The sequence below is a fragment of the Arthrobacter zhaoguopingii genome (assembly GCF_009828605.1).
GTDB classification, from domain to species: domain Bacteria; phylum Actinomycetota; class Actinomycetes; order Actinomycetales; family Micrococcaceae; genus Arthrobacter_D; species Arthrobacter_D zhaoguopingii.
Genome location: NZ_WIAE01000002.1, coordinates 383,501 through 403,774 on the forward strand (window position 1 = coordinate 383,501; position 20,274 = coordinate 403,774).

Annotated in this window: 21 protein-coding genes; 4 read left to right on the forward strand and 17 right to left on the reverse strand. The window is 70.4% G+C overall.

The features are described 5' to 3' along the window. Positions 1 to 66 precede the first annotated feature (66 nt). The 3 genes from GVV77_RS04685 to GVV77_RS04695 all read right to left on the reverse strand — a co-directional run bounded on the left by GVV77_RS04685 (position 67) and on the right by GVV77_RS04695 (position 3,451). Complete coding sequence (locus tag GVV77_RS04685; RefSeq protein ID WP_159616801.1) at positions 67 to 900, reverse strand: DUF4397 domain-containing protein; 834 nt, start codon at positions 898 to 900, stop codon at positions 67 to 69. 147 nt (positions 901 to 1,047) lie between these two features. Then, positions 1,048 to 1,671: a hypothetical protein gene (locus GVV77_RS04690; protein WP_159616803.1), complete on the reverse strand. Its 624-nt coding sequence runs from the start codon at positions 1,669 to 1,671 to the stop codon at positions 1,048 to 1,050. A 364-nt stretch (positions 1,672 to 2,035) separates the two neighbouring features. Continuing rightward, positions 2,036 to 3,451: a dihydrolipoyl dehydrogenase family protein gene (locus GVV77_RS04695; protein ID WP_159616805.1), complete on the reverse strand. Its 1,416-nt coding sequence runs from the start codon at positions 3,449 to 3,451 to the stop codon at positions 2,036 to 2,038. 181 nt (positions 3,452 to 3,632) lie between these two features. On the opposite strand from GVV77_RS04695, the gene GVV77_RS04700 reads away from it, so the two are divergent. Next, positions 3,633 to 4,214 carry a class I SAM-dependent methyltransferase gene (locus tag GVV77_RS04700; protein ID WP_201293171.1) on the forward strand — a complete coding sequence of 194 codons (582 nt, stop codon included), beginning with the start codon at positions 3,633 to 3,635 and terminating at the stop codon, positions 4,212 to 4,214. Positions 4,215 to 4,476: 262 nt separating this feature from the next. Next, positions 4,477 to 5,388: an alpha/beta fold hydrolase gene (locus GVV77_RS04705; RefSeq protein WP_159616807.1), complete on the forward strand. Its 912-nt coding sequence runs from the start codon at positions 4,477 to 4,479 to the stop codon at positions 5,386 to 5,388. 89 nt (positions 5,389 to 5,477) lie between these two features. Here the strand turns inward: GVV77_RS04705 and nusB are convergent, their stop codons facing one another. From nusB to rpsD, 12 genes are all read right to left on the reverse strand, one after another. Further along, positions 5,478 to 5,888, reverse strand: a complete 411-nt coding sequence (nusB, locus tag GVV77_RS04710) for a transcription antitermination factor NusB (protein ID WP_159616809.1) — start codon at positions 5,886 to 5,888, stop codon at positions 5,478 to 5,480. Further along, positions 5,885 to 6,448: an elongation factor P gene (efp, locus tag GVV77_RS04715; RefSeq protein ID WP_120165428.1), complete on the reverse strand. Its 564-nt coding sequence runs from the start codon at positions 6,446 to 6,448 to the stop codon at positions 5,885 to 5,887. The genes nusB and efp overlap by 4 nt, the downstream gene beginning before the upstream one ends. Before the next feature lie 120 nt (positions 6,449 to 6,568). After that, positions 6,569 to 7,660: a 3-dehydroquinate synthase gene (gene aroB / locus GVV77_RS04720; protein ID WP_159616811.1), complete on the reverse strand. Its 1,092-nt coding sequence runs from the start codon at positions 7,658 to 7,660 to the stop codon at positions 6,569 to 6,571. After that, positions 7,650 to 8,183 (reverse strand): shikimate kinase, encoded by a 534-nt coding sequence (locus tag GVV77_RS04725; protein WP_246199641.1) that lies wholly within the window; start codon positions 8,181 to 8,183, stop codon positions 7,650 to 7,652. Before GVV77_RS04725 ends, aroB begins: the two co-directional genes overlap by 11 nt. A gap of 20 nt (positions 8,184 to 8,203) precedes the next feature. Beyond that, the gene (gene aroC, locus GVV77_RS04730; RefSeq protein ID WP_159616815.1) at positions 8,204 to 9,403 is read right to left on the reverse strand and encodes a chorismate synthase; all 1,200 of its coding nucleotides are present in this window, start codon (positions 9,401 to 9,403) and stop codon (positions 8,204 to 8,206) included. 32 nt (positions 9,404 to 9,435) lie between these two features. Next, a complete protein-coding gene (locus GVV77_RS04735; RefSeq protein ID WP_246199642.1) occupies positions 9,436 to 10,326 on the reverse strand; it encodes a shikimate dehydrogenase in 891 nt (296 codons plus the stop codon). Continuing rightward, a complete protein-coding gene (mltG, locus tag GVV77_RS04740; protein ID WP_159616817.1) occupies positions 10,317 to 11,555 on the reverse strand; it encodes an endolytic transglycosylase MltG in 1,239 nt (412 codons plus the stop codon). Before mltG ends, GVV77_RS04735 begins: the two co-directional genes overlap by 10 nt. Continuing rightward, a complete protein-coding gene (gene ruvX, locus GVV77_RS04745) occupies positions 11,552 to 12,130 on the reverse strand; it encodes a Holliday junction resolvase RuvX (RefSeq protein ID WP_159616819.1) in 579 nt (192 codons plus the stop codon). Before ruvX ends, mltG begins: the two co-directional genes overlap by 4 nt. Before the next feature lie 13 nt (positions 12,131 to 12,143). Then, the gene (alaS, locus tag GVV77_RS04750; protein ID WP_159616821.1) at positions 12,144 to 14,822 is read right to left on the reverse strand and encodes an alanine--tRNA ligase; all 2,679 of its coding nucleotides are present in this window, start codon (positions 14,820 to 14,822) and stop codon (positions 12,144 to 12,146) included. 99 nt (positions 14,823 to 14,921) lie between these two features. Then, a complete protein-coding gene (locus GVV77_RS04755) occupies positions 14,922 to 15,167 on the reverse strand; it encodes a DUF6167 family protein (protein ID WP_246199643.1) in 246 nt (81 codons plus the stop codon). A 69-nt stretch (positions 15,168 to 15,236) separates the two neighbouring features. Then, on the reverse strand, positions 15,237 to 15,611 hold the full coding sequence (locus GVV77_RS04760; RefSeq protein WP_159616823.1) for a DUF948 domain-containing protein: 375 nt from the start codon (positions 15,609 to 15,611) through the stop codon (positions 15,237 to 15,239). A 141-nt stretch (positions 15,612 to 15,752) separates the two neighbouring features. Continuing rightward, a complete protein-coding gene (gene rpsD, locus GVV77_RS04765) occupies positions 15,753 to 16,379 on the reverse strand; it encodes a 30S ribosomal protein S4 (protein WP_159616825.1) in 627 nt (208 codons plus the stop codon). 301 nt (positions 16,380 to 16,680) lie between these two features. Here rpsD and GVV77_RS04770 point away from each other — a divergent pair, with 301 nt between their 5' ends. Then, complete coding sequence (locus tag GVV77_RS04770; protein WP_159616827.1) at positions 16,681 to 17,262, forward strand: GNAT family N-acetyltransferase; 582 nt, start codon at positions 16,681 to 16,683, stop codon at positions 17,260 to 17,262. Positions 17,263 to 17,302: 40 nt separating this feature from the next. Here GVV77_RS04770 and GVV77_RS04775 read toward each other — a convergent pair whose 3' ends face one another. Further along, positions 17,303 to 18,700 carry a replication-associated recombination protein A gene (locus GVV77_RS04775; RefSeq protein WP_246199644.1) on the reverse strand — a complete coding sequence of 466 codons (1,398 nt, stop codon included), beginning with the start codon at positions 18,698 to 18,700 and terminating at the stop codon, positions 17,303 to 17,305. A gap of 62 nt (positions 18,701 to 18,762) precedes the next feature. Between GVV77_RS04775 and GVV77_RS04780 the strand changes: the two genes are divergently transcribed. Beyond that, positions 18,763 to 19,413: an acVLRF1 family peptidyl-tRNA hydrolase gene (locus GVV77_RS04780; protein ID WP_159616829.1), complete on the forward strand. Its 651-nt coding sequence runs from the start codon at positions 18,763 to 18,765 to the stop codon at positions 19,411 to 19,413. A gap of 146 nt (positions 19,414 to 19,559) precedes the next feature. Here the strand turns inward: GVV77_RS04780 and rpe are convergent, their stop codons facing one another. Further along, positions 19,560 to 20,231, reverse strand: coding sequence for a ribulose-phosphate 3-epimerase (gene rpe, locus GVV77_RS04785; RefSeq protein WP_159616831.1), 672 nt, complete (start codon positions 20,229 to 20,231; stop codon positions 19,560 to 19,562). Positions 20,232 to 20,274: the final 43 nt, after the last annotated feature.

Sequence of the window (20,274 nt, forward strand, 5' to 3'; positions counted from 1 at the left end):
GATGGGTTCCTCGGTCGTGCGCCGGGCGGGGTGTGCGTCCAGCTGCGACGCACACCCCGCAACGTGTCAGGCCCGGGCGGTGCGCCTCCGGCCTGCCATGGCGGCGCCCCCCAGAAGTGCGAGAAGCAGTGCGCCGAGGCCGAGTCCGAGCGCCGCGCCGTCATTGCCCTCCGCATTCTGCGCTGCCAGACCGGACTGGCCGCCGGGGACAGCCCCGGGGGTGGACTGAAGGCCCTCGATGACCTGGGTGGCCAGCGCGAGGTTCCCGCCTTCGAGGCTTCCCCACGCGTAGACGATCGTCGAGGTGCCTTCGGCGAGGTTGAGGTCGGCCGGGCCGATCACGGGCTCGGTGGTGCCTGCGGCCGCGACCGCCGCCGACACCGTCCCGGGAGCGGTGCTCAATGACGCCTCACCCGGGTTGCTCAGGTTCGGGACGATCGGTGCACCGCCGGCGAGGACGTCGACCGCCGGAGCTGCGGCAACATGCCGCACCGTCAGCCGGGCCTTGCCCGCCTCTACGGGGGAAACATCATTGGTGTAGAAGTTGGCCGTCGGATTCCCCGCGGCGTCGAGGTTGGCAGTGGCGGTGTAGTTGCCGCCGGCCTCAAGGGTCACGTCAACGGGACCGATGACCGGAGCGGAGGCATCCGGCGCGTCTGCCGCCGTCACCGCCAGCTGGTAGTCTCCGGCGGGCAGCGGGAGCGGACCGGCAAGCTGGCCCGGGGTGAAATCGTCAAGGGTGAGAGCCCCGTTGACGTAGACGTCGACCGTCAGGTCGGGGACCGCGTGCAACACGGACAGCGATGCCTGGGATTGGGTCTCGGCTGCCGAGGCCGGACCGGCCATGGCCGCGGCGCCCATCACCAGCACGGTTCCAACGGTGTACAAGCTTCTTCGCATGACAACTCCTTTGTGTCGCCCGACCGGGCGCGTTTCTGCTGACACCGGTACTACCCGGAAGCGGCACCGGAGGGATGCACAACGGGCAATTTTTTCGGCAAATAGAGTACCGCCCTCCTGCCGGGAATCGGCAGGAGGGCGGCCGGCCTAACCTGCCGGACGCAGCGCCGGCTGGACCAGGATCAGGTCTGGGCCGAACCGTTCGTCGAGGGAGCGCTGGATATCGCCTGCGTCGTAAATGACGCTGACCACCAGGAAGCCCTGGGTGGTCCATGAGCCCAGGATGGCGGGATCACCGGAGGCGTGGAGCTCCTGCTGGATGCGCTGGAGCTGCGGCTCGTCGCCGGCACCGGTCCCGCCTCCGGCCAACCGCGGGTCCTCGAACGGCATCGCGTCATACAGCGACAACGGAATGGGCGCCCGCGTCGAGGTGAACTCGGTGCCGTTCCAGGTCCCGAAGACTGCGTACGTCCCCCAGGTCACGCCCGAAGCGCTCTGGGACTGCTCCACCGCGGACCAGTCCCAGCCGTTGATGACCGGTCCCGAGCACTGGGGCGGGTAGGACTCCGCCACCGGCCCCAGGCACAGCTCGGCCGGACCGCCGTCCTTCTGCAGGACGGTTCCCTGCCCTACCAGCTCGGCGGAGGCGGAGACGTTCGAGACGGCATCCGCTGGTGCCGCCTGCCGGCGCGGGGCATCGGTTCCGCAGCCCGAAAGGACGACCACCACAGCCGCGGCGGCACCAACGGACATCAACGTCCTGAAGCTCATGCGGACATGATCCCCCGATCCCCCGGGGCGTGGGAACGTGTCCGGCGGAATCGGCCCCGGATCGTGACCCGGGCCGCAGCGGGACGCCTACCCCCGGGCCCACCTTCGGGGACACGTGAACAAAATCATCCGCACAAGGGCCGCCGTTCCCACGGTGATGATGATGCTTCGAAGCGCCTCCGGGGCAAGGCTGCGCCCGGAACGCGCACCGATGAAGCCACCCGCAAGCGAGCCGCAGGCGATCAGCAGCACCGCCGTCCAGTCGATGAGCTCCCACGCGGCGTTCCGGTCCCCACCGCCGCGTCGATCATCCCCGCCGCAAAGCCGGCGAGCAGGATGGCAGGCGACTCAGTCAATCCCCGGGTCAGTCCCTTAGGGCGCTCCGGGACCTGCGGCGGTTAAGCCCGACAAGGATCTTCACGGCAGCCCGCGGGAGCGGCCTCTCCAGCCGGGCGTAGGTTTCGGCGATGGCGGCGTTCCACAGGGCGTCGTTGTAGGTCGGGTAGGGGTGGGTGACCGCTGTCAGCGCCCGGGTCGTCATCTTCTGGTGCACGGCGAGGGTGAGTTCGGCCAGGGACTCCCCGGCCCGGGGGCCGACGATGGTTCCGCCCAGAATCCTTCCGCGCCGATCGATGACGATCCGCGTGAACCCGCTTGTCTCCTGCTGGGTGATCGCCCGGTCCGAGCCGGCGTGTTCGATGGTCCTCGTGGTGGAGCCCCTGGCGGACGGCGAGGTGAGGCCGACGGCCGCGACCTCGGGTGAGGTGAAGGTCACGCGGGGAATGGTGGTGTCGACGGTGCGGCGGCCGCCGAGGACGGCGTTGAGCGCAGCCGTGCTCGCGTGGACTCCGGCGAGGTGCGTGAAGTCGGGGTGGGGAGTGACGTCGCCGGCGGCCCAGACCGCCGGATTGGACGTACGCATCGAGGTATCCACCCGCACGTATCCCGCGTCGTCGCATTCCACTCCAGCCGAATCGAGCCCGAGCCCGGCCGTCCGGGGGCCCCGGCCGACGGCAACGAGGATGACATCGGCGCCGAAGCTCCGTCCGCCGGAGGCATGGACCGTGCTGCCGGTTTCCCCGGCGCCGACCCTCTCAACGGAGGCACCCTCGACCACGTCCACTCCGTCGGCCGTCAGGCGGGAGCGGACGAGGGCCGCTGCGTCGCGGTCCTCCCGGGGAAGAATGCCGGACCGCGACAGCAGTGTGACCGTGGAGCCCAGCCGCGCGAAGGCCTGTCCGAGCTCGCAGGCGACGGGCCCACCGCCGATGACGACCAGCCGGCCGGGGAGCTCCTCCAGGTTCCACACCGTTTCCGAGGTGACCGGCCGGGCCGCTTCCAGCCCCGGGATCGGCGGCAGGATCGGCGCGCCGCCGGTGGCGATGAGGGCCCGCCGGAAGCGGATTTTCGTGCCGTTGACCTCAGCCTCACGGGGGCCGGTGAACCGGGCGCTTCCAGAGACCACCGTGGCGCCCAACGCCTCGAGCGCCTCCGGGGAGTCCTCCGGCTCGATGGCCGCGATGGCGTCGGCGACCCGCCGGCGCACGGCGGCGAAGTCGGAGGAGGTGCCGGCCCCGGGCCGGCGCGCGTGCGGTCCCTCAGCGGCCGACAGGAGCGCCTTGGAGGGAACGCAGCCGGTCCAGAGGCAGTCTCCCCCGGTCCGGGCCCGTTCGACGAGCACCGTGCGGGCGCCAAGCCGGGCGGCCGTCCGCGCACCCACCAATCCGGCCGTCCCCCCGCCGATCACCAGCAGGTCGACAGGCTCACCGCTTCCGTCCATTGAATTCCTCCATCGTCGTCGGGCCCAGAATTTCCCTCCAGCCTATGCTGTACCCACGGCCGCCCCGGCCGCCGGGCCCGAGGAGGAGGAACCCATCGCCGACAGGTACAGCGTCCTTGCCCCGTTCTACGACCTGCTCTCGGGGGAATTTCCCGTCTACGGCCCGGGCAGGAAGAAAGCAGTGGACCTGCTCGACCTGCGGCGCGGCGCCCAGGTGCTCGACGTCGGCTGCGGCACCGGACTCAACTTCGCCCTGCTCCAGGAGCGGATCGGGCCGGCCGGAATGATCCTTGGCATCGACCGCAGCCCGGGTATGCTCCGGCGTGCGCGCCGGCGTGCGGAGCGTTCCGGCTGGGCTAACGTCCTTCTCGTCCGGGCGGATGCGACGACCCTCCGGCCTGCAGCCGTCGGCGCCTGCGCGGTCGCCCACGGCGGGCGCGCCCTGTCCGATGCCGCCCTGGCCACGTACTCCCTCTCGCTCATGCCCTCCTGGGAGGACGCGTGGGAGCGCATGCTGGCGCTCAGCTCCCCGGGCGCCTCCGTCGCGGTGGTGGACATGCAGGAGCCCACCGGGCGCTTCGCCGCAGCCGCGCCCCTGGCACGGCTCGCCTGCCGGCTGGGTGGTTCCGACATTGCCGCCCACCCGTGGACCGCCGTCGAGCGCGGGCTGCCGGACCTCCGGAGCGCCTCGGTGCGCGGCGGCCATATCCAGATCAGGACGGGCCGGCACTCCACCGGCGGAGGGACGCCGACGGGGACGTAACCGGCCTGGGCGGTTCGAGTCCTGCCGGTGCGGTTCGAGTCCTGCCGGCGCGGTTCGAGTCCTGCCGGTGCGGTTCGAGTCCTGCCGGTGCGGTTCGAGTCCTGCCGGTGCGGTTCGAGTCCTGCCGGCGCGGTTCGAGTCCTGCCGGTGCAGCGTAACACTCGTGCGCCGCTGCGCCGGGACGGTGCCGCCCGTCCGGACCCGGCCTGTTCCACCGGCTTAATCTAGAAGGCGGAGGGCCGGGCCGGTGTACGCTTCCGGCATGGATTCTTCCCTGCCGGCGGGCTGGTTCGAGGGCTTTTCCTCCCGGGAGTTCGCGGTGGACGGGGCTTCGATCTTCGCCCGGTACGGCGGAAACGAGGCTGGTCCAACGCTCCTGCTGGTCCACGGCTCGCCGGAGACCCATGTCATGTGGCGCCGGACCGTTGAGGAACTGCGGGAGTATTTCTTTGTCATCCTCCCGGACCTGCGCGGCTACGGCGACTCCTCCAAGGCCCCGGGAATGTCCGATCACGGCAATTACAGCAAGCGCACCATGGCGCAGGACCTCGTGGCGGTGGTGGACGCGCTGGGCCGTCAACGCTTCTTTCTGTGCGGCCATGACCGGGGCGGACGGGTCGGTCACCGCCTGGCACTCGATTTCCCCGACCGGCTGGAGAAGCTGTGCGTCATCGACATCGCGCCGACGCTGGACATGTATGAGGCCACGGATCAAGCGTTTGCCACGGCCTACTACCACTGGTTCCACCTGATCCAGCCAAACCCGCTGCCCGAGAGCATGATCGGCGGCAGCCCGATGACCTACCTGCGCGCCACCCTGGGCGGACTCGGAAGCGGCGGTCTCGGATTCCTTGAGGATCAGGCCCTGGAGGAGTACGAACGGTGCTTCACCCCCGGAACCATCCACGCCATCTGCGAGGACTACCGGGCGAGCGCCGGCATCGACCTCGACCACGACCGCCGGGACAGGGAACGCGGCCATCGGATCCGGTGCGACACCCACGTGCTCTGGGGCGAGCGCGCCGTGGTGAACCGGCTGTTCCGGCCGCTGGAACTCTGGCAGGCGCAGTGCGACGGAAGGGTCACCGGGGAAGCGCTGCCGTCGGGCCACTTCATCCCCGAGGAGCTGCCGGTGGAGACGGCCGGCGCCCTGAGGGAGTTCTTCGGCCGCTGATGCGGGCCCAACGGATGAGAGCGCGGCCCCGCCGCCCCGAAGGGCGTCCGGGCCGCGCTCTCAGCTGTGTGCCGCTTTCGGCTTCCGGCCTAGGCCAGCAAGGTCGGCTTGAGCTGCTGGAGCCGGCCGAGCAGCCCGTTGATGAACACCGGGGACTCGTCGGTGGAGAGCATCTTCGCCAGTTCCACGGCCTCACTGACCGCGACGCCGTCGGGAACATCCTCGTTGTACAGCAGTTCCCAGCTGCCGATGCGCAGGATCATCCGGTCAACGGCGGGCATCCGCTCAAGCGTCCAGCCCTGCGAGTAGGTGCTGAGGAACTCGTCAATCTGATCGCGGTGCGCCAGGACACCTTCGACGATCTCGACGGTGTAGTCGGCGATGACCATGTCGGTCTTCTCCCGGCGGGCCTTCATCACCTCAAGCGGGGTCACCGAGCGCTGCTCGGCCTCGAAGAGGACGTCCAGTGCCCTGCGGCGGGCCTTGCTGCGTGCACTCACTCGTTGACGCGTCCCAGGTAATCGCCGGTGCGGGTGTCGACCTTGACCTTGGTTCCGGTGGTCAGGAACAGCGGAACCTGGATCTCGTGGCCGGTCTCAACGGTGGCGGGCTTCGTTCCGCCGGTGGAGCGGTCGCCCTGCAGGCCGGGCTCCGTGTAGGTGATCTCGAGGACAACCGAGGGCGGCAGCTCGATGTACAGGGCCGAGCCTTCGTGCATGGCGATGGTGACCATCTGGCTCTCGAGCATGAAGTTCTCGGCGTCACCGACGGTCTTGCCGGGCACGGTGATCTGGTCGTAGTCGGTGGTGTCCATGAAGACGAAGTCTTCGCCGTCCTTGTACAGGTACTGGTAGTCGCGGCGGTCGACGGTCGCCGTTTCGATCTTCAGGCCGGCGTTGAACGTCTTGTCCACCACCTTGCCCGAGAGGATGTTGCGCATCTTGGTGCGCACGAAGGCACCACCCTTGCCCGGCTTGACGTGCTGGAACTCGAGCACGTTCCAGAGGTTGCCTTCAAGCTTCAGCACGGTGCCGTTCTTGATGTCATTCGTGGTGGCCACAGGTTCACTTTCGTCGATCGGGGAAATGGATGGCTGCGCCCGGGCGCAGGGCACGGCGCAGCGCGGTAAAAGTCCAGAGGCAAGTCTACCCTCTGGGGTCAAAGCGGCGCAGGGAAGTCCCTAGGAGGCGATTTCCTGGTAGGCGGCAAAGAGGAGGGACGTGTCGGGCACCTCGAGCATGCCGGGACGTCCGATACCGTCGAGGACGACGAAACGCAGCAGGTCACCGCGCGCCTTCTTGTCGCGGCGCATCCCGTCGAGCAGGGCCTGCCACCGGTCCCTGCGGTAGGTGACCGGAAGCCCCAGCGATTCGAGGATGCTGCGGTGCCGGTCGGCGTCGGCGTCGTTGAGCCGGCCGACCATGCGGGAGAGTTCGGCCGCGAAGACCAGGCCCACGGAGACCGCGGCGCCGTGACGCCAGGAGTACCGCTCGGCCAGCTCGATCGCGTGCCCCAGGGTGTGGCCGTAGTTGAGGTGCTCACGCCGGCCGGATTCGCGGAGGTCCTCGGAGACGATGGCGGCCTTGACGGAAATGGTGCGTTCGATCAGTTCCCGCACCGTGTCGGAGCGGGCGTCGGAGACCGCGGCCGGGTCCGCCTCGATGAGGTCGAGGATGGCCGGGTCGGCGATGAAGCCGGATTTCACCACTTCGGCCATGCCGGTGACGAGTTCGTTCTTCGGCAGGGTGTCGAGGGCGTCAAGGTCGGCCAGGACGGCGGCCGGCGGGTGGAAGACACCCACGAGGTTCTTGCCCTCGGCGGTGTTGATGCCGGTCTTGCCTCCGACCGCGGCGTCGACCATGGCGAGCAGGCTGGTGGGCAGGTGGACGACCTTGACCCCGCGCAGCCAGGTGGCCGCGACGAAGCCACCCACATCGGTGACCGCTCCCCCGCCCACGGTGACGATGGCGTCCGAGCGGGTGAAGTCGTTCTGTCCGAGCACCTGCCAGCAGAACGCGGCCACCTGGATGTGCTTGCCTTCCTCGGCGTCGGGGATCTCCGCGGTCACGGCGGTGAATCCGGCGTCGGCGAGTTCGTCGCGCACCGTGTCGCCGGTGGTGCGCAGTGCCCGGGGATGGATGACCAGGACCCGGCGCACGCGTTCGCCGAGGATGCCCGGGAGCCGGCCGAGGAGCCCGCGGCCCACGACGACGTCGTAGGCGGCTTCGGGGGTGGTCCCCGTGACGGGGATGATCGTGGGCTCAGTGGCCATGTCCGGTGGTCCTTCGTTCGGTAGGTTTCTGGGGTCCGAGTATCCGCTCGACGTCGTCGACGACCTGGCGGACCGTGCGCCCGCGGGTGTCGACGACGCAGTCCGCGACCTCGAGGTACAGCGGCCGGCGCTGTTCGTACAGGGTGGCCCACCGTTCGCCGGCGTCCCCGGCGAGCATCGGCCGTGACGCTCCGGCGTTCAGCCGCGGCAGAACCGTGGCCAGGTCAGCGTCGAGGAACACGACCCGTGCGGCCTTGAGCAGCGCGCGGGTTCCGGCGTCGAGCACGGCGCCTCCGCCGAGGGAGACCACGACGCCGGGCCCTCCCCCGGCCAGGACCTCCCGCACCACGTCCGCCTCGAGCCGCCGGAAGCCGTCCTCGCCCTCGGCCTCGAAGATCGCCGGGATCGGGCCGTGCCGCTGCGTGATGCGGCGGTCCGTGTCGACGAACGTCAGCCCGCGGCGGGCGGCGAAGGAGCGCCCCACGGCCGTCTTACCGGTCGCCATGGGGCCGGTGAAGACCACCGGTGAAGGGTTGCCGGGCATCAGTGCGCGGCTGAGCCCAGGGACTCCGGGATGGCGTCGAGGTAGCTGCGCAGGTTCCGCGCTGTTTCGGCGACGGAGTCGCCGCCGAACTTCTCAGTGACCGCCTCGGCGAGCACCAGCGCCGTCATGGCCTCGGCCACCACGCCGGCCGCCGGGACGGCAACCACGTCGGAGCGCTGGTGGTGGGCGGTGGCGGCATCACCGGTTCTGACGTCGATGGTGCGCAGGGCACGCGGCACGGTGGCGATCGGCTTCATGGCGGCGCGCACGCGCAGGGTGTCTCCGATGCTCATTCCGCCCTCGATACCGCCGGCGCGGTTGGTGTCGCGCACGATGCGTCCCGAGCCGTTCCGGAGGATTTCGTCGTGGGCTGCGGTGCCGCGGCGTGACGCGGTGAGGAAGCCGTCGCCGACCTCGACGCCCTTGATGGCCTGGATGCCCATGAGGGCGGCGGCAAGGCGGGAGTCGAGGCGCCGGTCCCAGTGGACGTAACTGCCCAGTCCCGGCGGCAGCCCGTAGGCGATGACCTCAACGACGCCGCCGAGGGTCTCGCCGTCCTTGTGGGCGGCATCCACCTCGGCGACCATGGCGTCGGAGGTGGCGCGGTCGAAGCACCGCAGGGGGTCCTGGTCGAGGGCGAGAACGTCGCCGGGGCCGGGAAGCCGGGCCCCGGTGGGCACGGACACAGAGGCGATGGAGACCGTGTGGCTGACCAGCTGCACGCCCAGTGCCGCGAGAAACCGTGCGGCGACGGTGCCGAGTGCCACGCGGGTGGCCGTTTCGCGGGCGCTGGCGCGTTCGAGCACGGGGCGGGCCTCGTCGAAGCCGTACTTCTGCATGCCGGTGAAGTCCGCGTGACCGGGGCGCGGCCGGGTGAGCGGGGCGTTGCGGGCCAGGCTGGCCAGCTCCTCGGGGTCCACCGGATCCGGGGACATGACCCGCTCCCACTTGGGCCATTCGGTGTTGCCGACCTCAATGGCGATGGGTCCGCCCTGGGTGAGCCCGTGGCGGATGCCGCCGAGGATGCGCACCTCGTCCTGTTCGAACTTCATGCGTGCCCCGCGGCCGTAGCCGAGCCGGCGCCGGGCCAGGGCGGCCTGGATATCGGAGCTCGTCACCTCGACTCCGGCGGGCATGCCTTCAAGGATTCCGACTCCAGCGGGGCCGTGGGATTCTCCGGCCGTCAACCAACGCAACATGCCTTCAATACTGCCACGGCCCGGAGGGTGCTTCAGCGCAGGGGAACGCCGATCGCCTCACACATCCGGTTTATGACGGCCGGCGGGAGCGGCCCGGCGTCCGGGGAGAAGAGGCTCACCTGCTCGATCGCCTGGTACAGGAGCATCTCCAGGCCGTGCACGACGACGCCGCCGGCGCGCGCCCAGGCGGCGGACAGGACGCTGGGCCAGGGATCGTAGGCTGCGTCCAGGAGGACCCCGGCCGGGCCGTCCGCCGGAAGCGCAGTTGCCAGGGAATCCGCGGCGCGGGGCGGCAGGGTCGAGACGACGACGTCGGCGGCGCGCACGCTGGCCCGCGCGCCGTCCCAGGGAAGCACTTCCACCGCCATGCCGAGCGCCGCACCGGCGGTGGCGAGACCGGCCGCCCGTTCCGGCTGCCGGACGTACACCCGGACCCGGTCCGCGCCGAGACCGGCCAGTCCGGCGACGGCCGCCGCCGCGGTGCCGCCCCCGCCGAGAACCAGGCAGTTCCGGGGCGTCGACGCGCCGGCGTGGGCGAGGGCACCGGTGATCCCGGCGACGTCGGTGTTGTGCCCGGTGAGGACGCGGCGGCCGGGGCCGCCGCTGAAGGTGACCGTATTGAGGACACCGAGGGTCTCAACGAGGGCCGTGTTGGCGTCGGTGAGGGCCGCCATCGCGGCCTTGTGCGGCATGGTGACCGACAGGCCCCGCCACCGGTCGTCGGCGCGCAGGGAACGGACGAAAGCGGCGAGGTCCTCCGGCGCGACATCCTGTGCCGTGTAGGACCAGTCGAGGCCGAGCCCGGAGTAGGCCGCGGCGTGGAGCAGCGGCGACTTCGAGTGCGCGATCGGGTGTCCGATCACGGCGGCCCGCCCGGCGCCGCCCGCCGGGCCGGCGCCCACCCCGGCTGCGGCTACTCGCACCGGCCGGGGTTGTCGGCGCACCACGCCTGATACTCGGCGACGTACCGGCCGTGCTCGGCGAGCGTCTCGGAGAACTTGGTCTCACCGGAGTCGAGGTCGACCGTCACCCAGTAGTAGAACGGGACGTCGGCGGGCGAGACGGCCGCGTCGATGGCTTCTTCGCTGGGCGATCCGATCGGGCCGACCGGAAGCCCCGGATTGGCGTAGGTGTTGTACGGGTTGGAGGTGTCTGCCTTCTCCTCCGGGGTGATGTCGTAGCTCTTCCGCCCGAGACCGTAGGTGACCGTGGCGTCGGACTGGATCAGACCCGAGGTCTCGGTGTTGTCCGGCTTGAGCCGGTTCATGATCGAACCGGCGACGGAGGCGTAGTCGGCCTCCCCGGCCTCGGCCTGGATGATGCTTGCGATGGTCAGGATCCGGTACTGCTCAGCGGGATCCTTGATGCCGTCCTCTTCGAGCTGGGCGAAGGTGTTGTCGACCATCTCCTGAACGATTTCCGGTGCTGTCGCGTCGACGCTGAAGCGGTATTCGCCCGGATGCAGGTAGCCCTCGAGGCTGCGGGCCTGCTCGGGCAGGCCGAAGCGGGCCGGTTCCTTGGCGAGTGCCTGGAATTCGGTGACCGGGATCCCGGTTGACTCGGCGAGGATGTTGAACACCTCGCTCTGGCGCAGGTCCCGTGCCACGGCGGCGTAGGAAACCTTCGCTGACTCATCGCTGACCAGGATGGCCGCAGCGTCGTCGGAGGCCATCTGGTAGCGCATTTCGTACTCGCCGGGCTGGACTTCCCGCCCGTCGAGGACCCCCTCGAGCGCGGAGATGAACTCCCCGGAGTCCGCGACGATGTCCTCGGACTCAAGGGCATCGGCGATGGCCAGCGGCCCGGCGCCCTCGGCGACGGTGAAGACCACCTCGCCGGTGCCGGGGCCGGGATAGTCCTTGATGTCATTGAGGCCCAGGAGGTCCCTCAGCATCATGGCGACGCCGAAGACCACGCCGGCGAAAACCAGCAGGACGACAAGCAGGATGACCGTCCGGCGCTGACGGCGGCGCTGGCGTGCCTTGGACGGTCGACGTACGCGGCTGCGGCGGTTCACGTCCTGACTTGCGAAAAACTGTTCGACGGGTTCGGGATGCACAGGGTCGGCTCCGTTGCGGGCGTAGGGGGCGTCCGGGTCGTGCCAGCCTTCCGGCTCCTGGGACGCGGGTGACTGCGGGTAACGGGAACTCACAGTTCCTGGTCCTTCCCACTCAAACTGCTCTCCGAAATGACCGGCTCCTCGATAGCGGCCGTCGATGCGTTCCCGGAACTTCTCCGAAGACGTGCGCTGACCTGTTCCCCCACGTCCCGTCCAAGCGAACGCTGCATGTCGATGGCATGCTGGAGGATCTCCACGGCTGCCACCTGATCCACTACCTTACGATGATCACGGGTGCTCAATCCAGCCTGCCGCAGTGACCGGTGCGCCGAAACGGTGCTGAGCCGTTCATCGATCAGCCGCACCGGAAGCTCAAGCCCTACCGCTTTCAGCGCATCGGCCAGCAGCTGCGCGTACCCGCGCGCCATGTCCGCCGACTCCGACTCCCGGCCGCTGAGGTTCTTCGGCAGCCCGACGAAGACCTCCACCGCGCCGCGGTCCCGCGCTTCCTGCACGAGGACGCGGACGTCGGAGTTCTTCTTCGCATCGCGGGACAGCGTGCGGACCGGCGTGGCCAGCAGCCCGTCGCGGTCGCTGGCGGCCAGGCCGACGCGGACGCGGCCGACGTCGACCCCCAGTTTCGCCCCCGCAGGGTACCCGCCCGTCACCTCGGCCGGCACCCTAGCGTGCGGCCACGGCGGCGCGCACCGCTTCGAGGGCCGCGGCCACCTTGTCCGGGTCCGCGCCGCCGCCCTGGGCGACGTCCTCCTTGCCGCCTCCGCCGCCGCCGAGCACGCCCGCGGCGGTGCGCACCAGCGCACCGGCCTTGACGCCCTGGGCCCGGGCCGCTTCGTTGGTGGCGATGAGGATGAGCGGGCGCCCGTTGGCGACGCCGGCCACGGCCACGGCTGCCGCGGAGGAGCCGAGGCGTCCGCGCAGGTCGAGCGCGAGCGTGCGCAGCGCGTCGGCGCCGGCGACGGACCCGGCGTCATGGGCGATGAGCCGCACCCCGTCGACGTCCTGCGCCGTGCCGACGAGGGAGGCCGCGGCCGCGGCGAGCTGCTCGTTGCGCAGCCGCTCAAGCTCCTTCTCCGCCGTCTTGAGCTTCTGCAGGGTCAGCGACAGCCGCTCGGGCAGCTGGTTGGAGGGCACCTTGAGCATGTCCGACAGCTCGCTCACCAGGGCCCGTTCGGCGGCGAGGTGGCGGAAGGCGTCCATGCCCACGAGCGCTTCAACGCGCCGGTTTCCCGAACCGACCGACTGCTCCCCGAGCAGGGTCAGCGACCCGATGAGGGAGGTCGATTCGACGTGCGTGCCGCCGCACAGTTCACGGGACCAGTCGCCGTCGATCTCGACGACGCGCACCCGGTTGCCGTAGGCCTCCCCGAACAGCGCCATGGCACCGAGGGCCTTGGCCTCCGCGAGCGGCATGATCTTGGTCTCGACCGCGTGGTTGCTGCGGATGGCGAGGTTCGCCACCTCCTCGATTTCGCTGCGGGCGGCGGGGCTGATGCCCTCACCCCACGCGAAGTCGAACCGAAGGTAGCCGGCCTTGTTGAAGGACCCCCGCTGGGTGGCTTCGGGGCCGAGGATCTGGTGCAGCGCGGCGTGGACGATGTGCGTTCCCGAGTGGGCCTGCTCCCCGGCATGGCGGCGCTGGCGGTCGACGGCGGAGGTGACCAGGGCGCCGGAGGTGATCTCGCCTTCGCGGACGACGGCACGGTGGACGTGGAGGCCCTTGACGGGGCGCTGGACGTCGAGGACCTCGACCACGAAGCCGTTGCCGGTGATCAGCCCGACATCGGCGGCCTGTCCGCCGGATTCGGCGTAGAACGGCGTCTGGTCCAGGACCAGTTCGATCTCCTCGCCCGTGGAGGCGACAGGAATCGACTGTCCGTCGCGCAGCAGGCCGGTGACGACACCCTCGGTGGTCAGCTCGTCGTAGCCGGTGAAGATCGTCTCGCCCGTGGCGAGGATCTCGTTGAAGACGGAGAGGTCGGCGTGTCCTGCCTTCTTGCCGCGGGCATCGGCCTGCGCGCGCTGGCGCTGTTCAAGCATCAGCGTCCGGAAGCCCTCGGCGTCGACGGCCAGCCCGGCCTCTTCGGCCATTTCGAGGGTCAGGTCGATGGGGAAGCCGTAGGTGTCGTGAAGGGCGAAGGCGTCCGATCCGGACAGCGGCCGGCTGGCGGCCTTCGACTCCTTGACGGCCTCTTCGAGCCGGGCGGTGCCGGAGGCGATGGTGCGCAGGAACGCCTTCTCCTCGGCGTAGGCGATCCGGGCGATCCGCTCGAAGTCCTTCTCGACCTCCGGGTAGGTGCCCTTCATCGCATCGCGGGAGGCGGGCAGCAGTTCCGGCAGGCAGGGCTTTTCCACCCCGAGCAGGCGCATCGCCCGGACGGCCCGGCGGATGAGGCGGCGCAGCACGTAACCGCGCCCCTCGTTCGAGGGGGTCACGCCGTCGGCGATCAGCATCAGCGAGGAGCGGATGTGGTCGGCGACGACGCGCATCCGGACGTCGTCGGTGTGGTGCGGGTCGTCGGGGGTTTCGGCGCTGGTGTACTCGCGTCCGCTGAGTTCTGCCGCCTTGTCGAGCACGGGGCGCACCTGGTCCGTCTCGTACATGTTCTCAACGTCCTGCAGCACCATGGCCAGGCGTTCGAGTCCCAGACCGGTGTCGATGTTCTTCTTGGGCAGTTCACCGAGGATCTCGAAGTCGTCCTTGCCGGTTCCCTCGCCGCGCTGGTACTGCATGAACACGAGGTTCCAGATCTCGACGTAGCGCGAGTCGTCGGCCTCGGGCCCGCCCTCGACGCCGTAGGCCGGGCCGCGGTCGTAGAAGATTTCCGAGCAGGGGCCCGCGGGGCCGGGCTGTCCGGTGGACCAGTAGTTGTCCTTCTTGCCCATCTTCTGGATGCGCTCGGCGGGGACACCTACCTCGTCCCGCCAGATGGCCAGGGCCTCGTCGTCCTCGTGGTAGACGGTGATCCACAGCTTCTCCGGGGGCAGGCCGTATCCGCCCTGATCGACGCCGGAGGTCAGCAGCTCCCAGGCCATCCGGATGGCATCCTGCTTGAAGTAGTCCCCGAAGGAGAAGTTCCCGGCCATCTGGAAGAACGTGCCGTGGCGTGCGGTCTTGCCGACTTCCTCGATGTCACCGGTGCGGATGCACTTCTGCACGCTCGTCGCCCGGTTGTAGGGGGCCTGCTCGCGGGCGGTGAGGTACGGGATGAAGGGGACCATGCCCGCGACCGTGAAGAGAAGCGAGGGATCGCTGGAGACCAGCGACGCCGACGGCACGACGGTGTGCCCGTTCTTCTCGAAGTAGCTCAGCCAGCGGCTTGCGATCTCATGGGACTTCACGGGGGGATCCTTCGGGTTCGACAGGTGGATTCGGACCGGCAGGGGCGGTGCTGCCCGCGGCGAGCCGGTGCGGTTCAGGTTCGGGGCGCTCCGGCCCCGTCAGCGGTGCGTTGCCGGGGCCGGGGGAACCGGCTGCTCGACGCCGAGCGCGGAGCGGAGGTCCGACTCGCGCTCACGCATCCCGGAGCGGAAGGCGTCGGCGAATCCGGCGATATTGTCAGAGGCCGAGCCGACGGCGCGGTTGAGGCCGGCCGGCCCCAGCGCTGCCTTCGCGGCGGAGACCTTGCGTACTGCGAGAACACCGATGGCCACTCCCGCTGCCATCCATAGGGCTCTTCTGATCATGGGATCCTCCTCGTCGAGTGCTGACGGCGGTGTCTGGTGATCCGGGACCGCGGGCCCGGAGGGGATGGCTCAGCGGCTGCGGCGCCGCCCGGCCGACGTCTTCCGGCCGGCGAAGGCGCTGCGGACGCCGTAGGAGAACGCCGCGACCTTGATCAGCGGGGCTCCAAGCGTCGCGGCGACCAGGGAGGACAGCGCGGAAAGGTTCGCGGAGGCGTCGGACACGTTGGAGGTGATGCCGTCGACGTTCTTCAGCTGCTGGTGCGTGGTGCTGACGGTGCTGGTCACCTCGGTGATCAGCGGCGTCGTCTCGTCCGTCACGGTGCGGATGGCGGTGCGCAGCTCGTCGAACACCCTGCCGAGCTTCAGCACAGGTACAGCCAGCAATGCGACCAGGACGGCAAACACGCCGGCTGCAATGAGGCCGGCAATATCTCCACCGGACATGGACGGTCTCCTTCGTACGCAGGTAACCGCCCTCGGGCGGCAGAGTTTTTTAGGTGCCTTACCCAATAGCCCGCGGCCGGAGCCGCGGGCTATTGGGATGGCTGCTGTTCGATTCCGGCGGGCAAGCCGCCGGAGCCTCGACTAGCGGGCGTAGTACTCCACCACGAGCTGCTCTTCGCAGGTCACGGGGACCTCCGAGCGCTTGGGGCGGCGGACCAGGCGGGCCTGGAGCTTGTCGAGCTGGACGTCGAGGTAGCCCGGGACGGCCGGCAGGACGTCGCGGTGGGCGCCGGCTGCTGCAACCTGGAGCGGGACCATGGTCTCGCTGCGGCTGTGAACGTGGATCAGCTGCCCCTCCGCAACGCGGAACGACGGGCGGTCCACGCGGGCGCCGTCGACCATGATGTGGCGGTGGACGACCAGCTGGCGGGCCTGGGCGATGGTGCGGGCGAAGCCGGCACGGAGCACGAGGGCGTCAAGACGCATTTCGAGCAGCTCGATGAGGTTCTCACCGGTCAGGCCCGAGGTGCGGCGTGCTTCTTCGAAGACGCGGGTCATCTGCGCTTCGCGGATACCGTACTGGGCGCGCAGACGCTGCTTTTCGCGCAGGCGTACGGCGTAGTCGCTGTCCTGCTTGCGGCGGGCGCGTCCGTGCTGGCCGGGAGCGTACGGGCGACGCTCGAGGTACTTCTCGGCCTTCGGGGTCAAAGCAATGCCGAGGGCACGCGAAATGCGGACCTTCCGGCGGGCACGTGTGTTGTTAGCCACGTTTACCTTTCATCTGTTTCTGCGGCAAAGAGCCTGGCGCATCGGATGAATGCACGGCACTTTCTCTGTGTTGCTGGCCTCCTTGTGCGGAGAGCCGGGATTGGCCGCTTCCCGGTACTACAGTCAGCTCTGCGCACGCTCCTCCCCTTCAAAATTCGAGGGAAAGGGCACGGGCACGGCGCTACTTGCCAGTCAACCCACAATCCTAGCAGTCCGAGGGCCCCGGGATGGTCAGCGGCCGCTTCCCCCGCCGGCCCGGCGCCCGATGGTTCCCCGGCCCCCGGGCGGCTAGGGTACCGGCATGGTGTACGAGATCCGTCCGGCGACTAGGGACCGGTTCGGGGACGTCGCGGTCGTGCTGGGCCCCCGCAACCCCGACTCTTCGGTGTGCTGGTGCCTGACCTACCGGCTGCCGTCCCGCGAGAACCGGGAGCTGACCGGGCGCGGACGCGCCGAACGCGTCGAGGAGCTCTGCGGCCGGGCCATTCCGCCGGGGATCCTGGCCTACGACAGCGGGGAGGTGGTGGGCTGGTGCGGCGTGGCACCCCGGGCCGAGCTCAACTCCTTCGCACGCAGCACGAAGATCCCGCACCTCGATGGCCTTCCCGTGTGGAGCATCTGGTGCTTTCGGGTCCGGGGCGGGCACCGCGGCAAGGGCGTTGCCGCGGCGCTGCTGCAGGGCGCCGTGGAGCATGCCCGGGACTCCGGGGCGCCCGCCGTCGAGGGCTACCCGGTGGACAACGGCGGGCAGAAGGTCGACACGACGATGGCCTATGTCGGCACCCGGGCGCTGTTCGAGCGGGCAGGCTTCGCCAAGGCCGCCGACACCACCTCGGTCTCCAACGGCTTCCCGCGCGTGCTGATGCGCCGCACCCTCCCCTGAGCGCGGCCCCGGCGGACCCGCCACCGACCTCCGCCGGGGGCTACCGGCCCCGCAGGATCCTGCGCAGCCGGCCGAGGCGCGTTCCGATGTCCCGTTCGGCCCCCCGGTCGGTGGGGAGGTAGTAGTCCCGGCCGACCAGGTCGTCGGGCGCGTACTGCTGGGCGGCGATGCCGTGCGGTTCGTCGTGGGAGTAGACGTATCCCTTGCCGTGGCCGAGCTGGGACGCCCCGGGATAGTGGGCATCGCGCAGGTGGGCGGGGATGCCTTGGCCCCGTCCGGTCCGCACGTCGGCGATCGCGGCATTGATGCCGTTGTACGCCGCGTTGGACTTCGGGGCCGTGGCGATGTGGACGACGGCCTCGGCGAGGATGATCCTCGCCTCGGGCATCCCGACGAGCTGCACCGCCTGCGCCGCCGCCACCGCTGTCTGCAGCGCCGTCGGATCGGCCATGCCCACATCCTCGGAGGCCGAGATCATGATCCTGCGGGCGACGAAGCGCGGGTCCTCCCCCGCCTCGAGCATCCGGGCGAGGTAGTGGAGGGACGCGTCGACATCCGACCCCCGAAGGGACTTGATGAAGGCGCTGGCGACGTCGTAGTGCTGATCGCCCGCCCGGTCGTACCGCAGCGCCGCGACGTCGAGGGCCTTCTCTGCGTGCTGGAGTTCCACCACGGCCGGCCCCGGCCCGTCGCCGGCGGACTGGGCGACGCCGGCCGCCGCCTCGAGGGCGGTAAGCCCACGGCGGGCGTCGCCGGCGGCGAGGCGCACCAGGTGCTCGAGGGCCTCCTCGCTCAGGCGGACGGTCCCGCCGAGGCCCCGTTCGTCCTCGACCGCCCGCTGCAGCAGCCCGGCGATGTCGGCCTCGGTGAGCGGGCGGAGGGTCTGCAGCAGCGAGCGCGAGAGCAGCGGCGCGACGACGGAGAACGAGGGGTTCTCGGTGGTGGCCGCGATCAGGACGACCCACCGGTTCTCGACGCCGGGCAGCAGCGCGTCCTGCTGGGCCTTGTTGAACCGGTGGATCTCATCGAGGAACAGAATGGTGGTCCGGCGGTGGAGGTCGCGCGCGGTCAGGGCCTCTTCCATCACCCGGCGGACGTCCTTCACGCCGGCGGTGATCGCCGAAAGCTCGACGAACTGCCGCCCCTGCCCGCGTGCCACCACGTGCGCGAGGGTTGTCTTTCCGGTTCCGGGCGGCCCCCACAGCACGACCGAGGACGGGCCGGCGGGCCCTCCGGAGGCGGTGTCGCCGGCCAGTGTACGCAGCGGCGACCCGGGGCCGAGGAGATGCTGCTGGCCGACAACCTCATCGAGGGAGCGCGGACGCATCCGCACGGCCAGGGGGCTCCGCGGCCGCTGGGAACCGGCACCGGCAAGGGTCGGCGGTGCGGCGCCGGGGAAGCCGTCGTCCTCATCCGCGGCGCTGAATAGATCATTCACACTGCCAAGGCTACTGTGTAGCACTGACGCCGGCGGATGGCCGGGGCGGAGCGGAGGACACGATGGCAGAGCCGAGAACCGTCCTCGTTTCGGGCGAGCGCCTGGCTGGCTGGCTGGAGCGGTTCGCGCAGCGCAACGGTGGATACACGATCGATGAAGGCTCCCCCGGCGGAGCCCTGACGCTGAGCGCCTCCAACGGGTGCCGTGCCGTCCTGGTTCCACCCCTTCCACCGGAGGCCACCGGGGCGCCGTCGGTGGAGGCCCTGACCGCCGCCGCGGGGGAACCGCGCGCGGTTGCGCTGATCCTGGTCCGCCGGGGTGGCTATTCGGTGGGGGTGGCCCGCAACGGCAGGCTGCTCGCCTCCAAGACCGGCACGCGGTACGTCCAGTCCCGCACGGCCGCGGGCGGCTGGTCCCAGCAGCGGTTCGCGCGGCGCCGGGCCAATCAGGCCTCTTCGCTCGTCCAGGCCGCGGCGGAACACGCCTCGGCGGTCTTCTCGGCCCACCCCATTGACTGCGTCCAGCTGGGCGGCGACCGCACCCTGGCCCTCGAAGTGCTCGCCCACCCGGCGCTTGCGCAGTATGGGCACCTCCCCCGGCTGCCGTTCACCGCGGTACCCGATCCGCGCCTGGCCGTGCTGCAGCGGGCGGCGGCGGAGGCCATGTCGGTCCGGATTACCATTACGGACCCGCCGGCGGCGGCCGCGGGTTAGGCTCGTCCGCCCGGCGCCGCACGTCTTCCGACAGCGGCGGCACCAGTCCTGAGGGGCACGGGCCAGCGGACGGCGGCGCCGGCGGCCGCCGGGCGGGACCAGGGGCAGGGCGATCCGGCCTAGGCGCCCGGGCCGGACGGCGTCGGTTACCGGCCGGCAGCCGCGGCAACGGCCGCGCGGCGGAGTCGGTCGATCGCCTGGCCGGGATCGTCCGCCCCGTAGACGGAGGAGCCCGCGACGAAGACCGTGGCCCCGGCCTCCGCTGCGCGCAGGATGGTCTCTTCGGTGATGCCGCCGTCGACCTGGATCGCCAGCGGCAGCGACCCCCCGCGGACCGCCTCGGCGGCCCGCCGGATTTTGGGCAGGGTCAGGTCGAGGAAGGACTGCCCACCGAACCCGGGCTCAACCGTCATGATCAGGAGCATGTCGAGCTCCCCCAGCATGTCAAGGTAGGGCTCAACCGGCGTGGCCGGCCGCAGCGCCATGCCCGCCTGGGCGCCTCCCGCCCGAAGCTCGCGGGCCAGGCGGACCGGGGCGGCCGCGGCTTCGGCGTGGAAAGTCACCGACGCCGCACCTAGTTCGGCGTACGCGGGGGCCCAACGGTCGGCGTCCTCGATCATGAGGTGGACATCGAGCGGGAGCCCGCTGACCTCCTGGATCCGCTTCACCACCGGCTGGCCCAGCGTGAGGTTGGGCACGAAATGGTTGTCCATCACGTCCACGTGCACGGCGTCGGCCGCGCCGATGCGCTCGAGTTCACGCTCGAGGTTCACGAAGTCGGCTGAAAGGATGCTCGGATTGATGCGGCAGGCTCCCACAGGTGTCCTTTGCGGTTGGAGGTGGCGGGAGCGCGCTGCGTCC